At 32.1% G+C, this 3,743-nt stretch carries 4 protein-coding genes and 1 pseudogene; 3 read left to right on the top strand and 2 right to left on the bottom strand.

The features are described from left to right. Window positions 1-140: IS66 family insertion sequence element accessory protein TnpB (gene tnpB, locus E4T71_RS10505; protein ID WP_167758503.1), on the bottom strand; the 140-nt coding region annotated here is incomplete at its 3' end. A 358-nt stretch (window positions 141-498) separates the two neighbouring features. On the opposite strand from tnpB, the gene E4T71_RS08260 reads away from it, so the two are divergent. From E4T71_RS08260 to E4T71_RS08255, 3 genes are read left to right on the top strand one after another with little or no spacing between them, the layout of a single operon-like run. Beyond that, window positions 499-1,527, top strand: coding sequence for a DNA cytosine methyltransferase (locus E4T71_RS08260; RefSeq protein ID WP_245165719.1), 1,029 nt, complete (start codon window positions 499-501; stop codon window positions 1,525-1,527). Beyond that, window positions 1,499-1,963 carry an AAA family ATPase gene (locus E4T71_RS10290; RefSeq protein WP_228062394.1) on the top strand — a complete coding sequence of 155 codons (465 nt, stop codon included), beginning with the start codon at window positions 1,499-1,501 and terminating at the stop codon, window positions 1,961-1,963. The genes E4T71_RS08260 and E4T71_RS10290 overlap by 29 nt, the downstream gene beginning before the upstream one ends. After that, window positions 1,912-3,342, top strand: coding sequence for an AAA family ATPase (locus E4T71_RS08255; RefSeq protein ID WP_228062393.1), 1,431 nt, complete (start codon window positions 1,912-1,914; stop codon window positions 3,340-3,342). The genes E4T71_RS10290 and E4T71_RS08255 overlap by 52 nt, the downstream gene beginning before the upstream one ends. Before the next feature lie 281 nt (window positions 3,343-3,623). Here the strand turns inward: E4T71_RS08255 and E4T71_RS10285 are convergent. After that, window positions 3,624-3,743 (bottom strand): annotated as a pseudogene (locus E4T71_RS10285) (IS630 family transposase); the annotation flags it as partial.

Raw genomic sequence — 3,743 nt, 5'->3', positions numbered from 1 at the left:
AAGGGGTCTAATTCAAATTCCTGTTTCACTAAGTAAGCCAAGGAATCAATTCCTTGCCTCATATCTGTTTTACCAGTTATCAAATGAACCCGACCTAAATCGCATAAATTTATCCTAGTGAACGAGCAAGAATCTACCATATCAATCTCCATCCTGATGATTTATAAGATTAGTATAGCTAGATTTCTAGTTCGGTTAAAGATACCTTGTTATTGGGCGCTTACGAACCAATATTTTACCCTCTCAAGTCAAATGGAGAATGGTTTCAGTTTAAAATATTCACTTGTCTATACTTAATCAACCAGTACAATGGGTAAGGATATATCAGGTGTCTACCGTTTGTCTCGAGATGAGTGGCTAATTATATTTTAAACCTTTCGACTCTTATGATATAATTTTTAAAAGTTGAATAATAGGGAGTTTTAGAATGAGTAATATTATTGCTATAGACTTATTTAGTGGTGCAGGAGGTACTACAAGTGGTTTAAAAAAGCTGGAATATCAGTTCAGGTAGCTGTCGAAGTTGATAAGGTTGCATCTAGAACTTATAAATATAATAATGAAGAAGTTGAGTTGCTAGTAGATGATATTTTGAATATTACAGGAGATGATTTATTGTCAAAAATAAATCTAACTCCTGATGATAAGTTATTACTGGTTGCTTGCCCACCTTGTCAAGGTTTTTCAACAATTGGAACTAATGATACAAATGATGCACGTAACCAATTAATTTTTGAATATTTACGCTTGATTAAAGAGATAAATCCAGATTTTTTGCTAATGGAGAATGTCTCTGGAATAGCAAGAGAGAAGAATAAAATAATATTCCATAAGTTTTTAGAGGGTATTAAAGAAGATTATCATTTTTCATATGGTATATTAAATGCTGCGGATTTTGGAGTTCCTCAATTACGTAAAAGATTAGTTTTACATGGTGTAAAAAAGAGTATAGTATTTGAAAATTTTAGAATTAGTTTGCCTGAGCAAACACATTCAAAATCTGGTATTGGAGATCTTAAGAAATGGGTGAATGCAGATATTATTATGGATTTACCTCAGATAGTTGATGGAGAAGAATATATTGGTAATGGAATATATAATCACATAGCAAATAAATTATCAGATATAAATATTGAGAGAATACAGTATATTAGGAATGGTGGTGGGAGTAGGAGTTGTTTACCAGAGTATTTACGGCTGAAATGTCATGCAGGAAACAATGGACATGGAGATGTGTATGGTATTCTAGATATTTCAAAACCATCCATAACAATGACTGGTGGATGCATGTCATACTCAAAAGGACGTTTTGGACATCCAACTCAAGACAGAGCCTTAAGCGCTAGAGAAGCAGCAAGATTGCAATCCTTTGATGATGATTATGTTTTTATAGGAAATAGAGCTCAATTAGCCAGACAAATTGGTAACGCAGTCCCTGTCAAATTAGCAGAAGCTAGTGGGAAATATTTTCAGAAAATCCTTAATGAGGTATACAGTAATGAGAGAGACTACAAAAATATTAGATGATTTATCTAGAATGTTCCAGAATAAATCACTATTTTATCCCTTTATAGAACATATTAGGTTTCCAAAATATAAATCTTTGGAAGAAAATTCTAAAATAACGTTTTCTTATCCAGTAACACTACTAGTAGGACAAAATGGAGGTAATAAGACTTCTATATTACAAGCTCTGTATGGCTCTCCAGATGGATATAGTGTATCAGATTACTGGTTTAGTACAGATGTTGATACTATTGATGAGGATGAGGAAAAAAATGAGAAGAGTTGTCTTATATATGGATACTTTAATACATCTGCGAATAAAATTGTAGAGGTGTTGAAGGGGAGATCTGGCACAGCTAAAGGTATGGATTATTGGGAACCTTATGCTCCGCAAAAAAATATAATATGGAAATCTTACCAAGAGGCGCCTATAAAGAATATGGAAGTTCATCTTTAACAAGATGGGATGTGTTAAAAAAAGATGTAGTGTATTGTGATTGTAAAGAGTATGTATCAGCATTTGATTTATTTTTTTATCATTGTGATTTTTCTAAAACAAAGACTCAAAAAAAGAAACAAGATCTGATTAGAAAGATGTCAAGGCCTCTAGCGAAAGTTTTGAAAAGTGGGGAATTAAGTTATAAATACTATAGACAAGAGATGATTCATGATAATCTAGTTATAGATAAAGAAGTATGTGATAAAGTTAGTTATATTATGGGAGAAAATTATTCTGATATAAAAATTATTACTCATAATTTTTACACAAGATCAAGCAGAAATAAGGCTTCTAAAACTATATGGATAAAGAAGAATGGTATGGAGTATTCAGAGGCATTTGCGGGTACAGGTGAAGCCAGAGTTATTTTGTTAGTAAATGATATTTTGAATGCTCCTGATAAGTCATTAGTATTAATTGATGAACCAGAAATATCATTGCATCCAGGTGCTATATATCGATTGAAAAACTTCATTTTAAACCAGGTAAAGGAAAAGAAGCACCAAGTTGTAATTACAACCCACTCAATACACTTAGTTAAAGATTTTCCTAAGGAAGCTATAAAGTTAGTGTCAAAAATTAATGATAGGATACGAATTTTAGAAAATGTGGAATTTCAGGATGCCTTTTTCGAATTAGGTGAGGAACACAGAGATAAAAAATTGATATATGTGGAAGATAAATTAGTTAAATCATTGATTGAGTTTGTTATAGATCGGGAAGCTAATACGGATCTAAGGAAAAATTTCAGAGAAAATATTATAGTTCGATATCTGGTGGGGGGCGCAGAGCAGATGATAAAAAATAATATTGTTCCATCCGCAGCAGAGAAGCCAGAGAATAAATATTATTGGCTGGACGGTGATAAGAAAAGGAGTTTTGAAGGAAAAAAGGTTATTCAAAATAGCTACATGGAGAAGGGGAAAGTGAATCCAATTAATATACCAGAGGCTAAGAATTCCGAATTAAATGATATAATAAAAGAGATAACAGGAATTGGAAATTTAGGATTTAGTTATTCTGGCGATAAGGAAGAGTTACCAATAGTCCAACGAGAATTCATTGATTATTGGTTTAAATATGTTGATTTTTTACCTTTTGTGACTCCTGAATTAGAATTGGCTAAATTAGATGCTTCTAAGTCGGGGAGTGAATATGATTTTTCTAATGATCCAAATGGCAAGATATATTTTAAGGAAAAAACCAAAGATATATTAGGTATTTCAACAGTTAAATCGGAAGATATTTTTTATGAACAACGTAGAGCAATGGGAAATTTGTCTAAGGATGATGAGCTCTGTATTAATATAAAGAATATGCTTGAGAATCTTTTTTAGAATAATTTTGAAAACTTTGTAACTTCTCAAAGTAAGTTCCACTAAAGCATGATTCGGAAGTTAGTCTGAGAGCATACCCCAAAAATGTAGATTTTAGGGCTCTATAATTTCTATAATGGGTGAAAATCCATAGGTGATGTCATTAAGTTAGGACGGCTGATAAAGGCTTCAATGAAACACAATTGCCTGATTGGAGTAGAATCCAAGAATCAATTGTGTTTTTTTTGCTCTTTGTCAACTGTAATGGGTGACTAGAGTACTGTTAGCGACTATATTTATACTCATTCAGAATCAAAATTAGCAGATATCCATTCTCTATGGACAATCGATCGTAAGCGAGTAGTTGATAAGCTTTGGATAACTTCTTGCAACTGATCAATGACTTCATTCAATGATTTAAA

It is taken from the genome of Streptococcus sp. WM07 (assembly GCF_004570525.1).
In the GTDB taxonomy this organism is placed as follows: Bacteria; Bacillota; Bacilli; order Lactobacillales; family Streptococcaceae; genus Streptococcus.
This window is presented reverse-complemented; position numbering and strand designations above follow the sequence as displayed.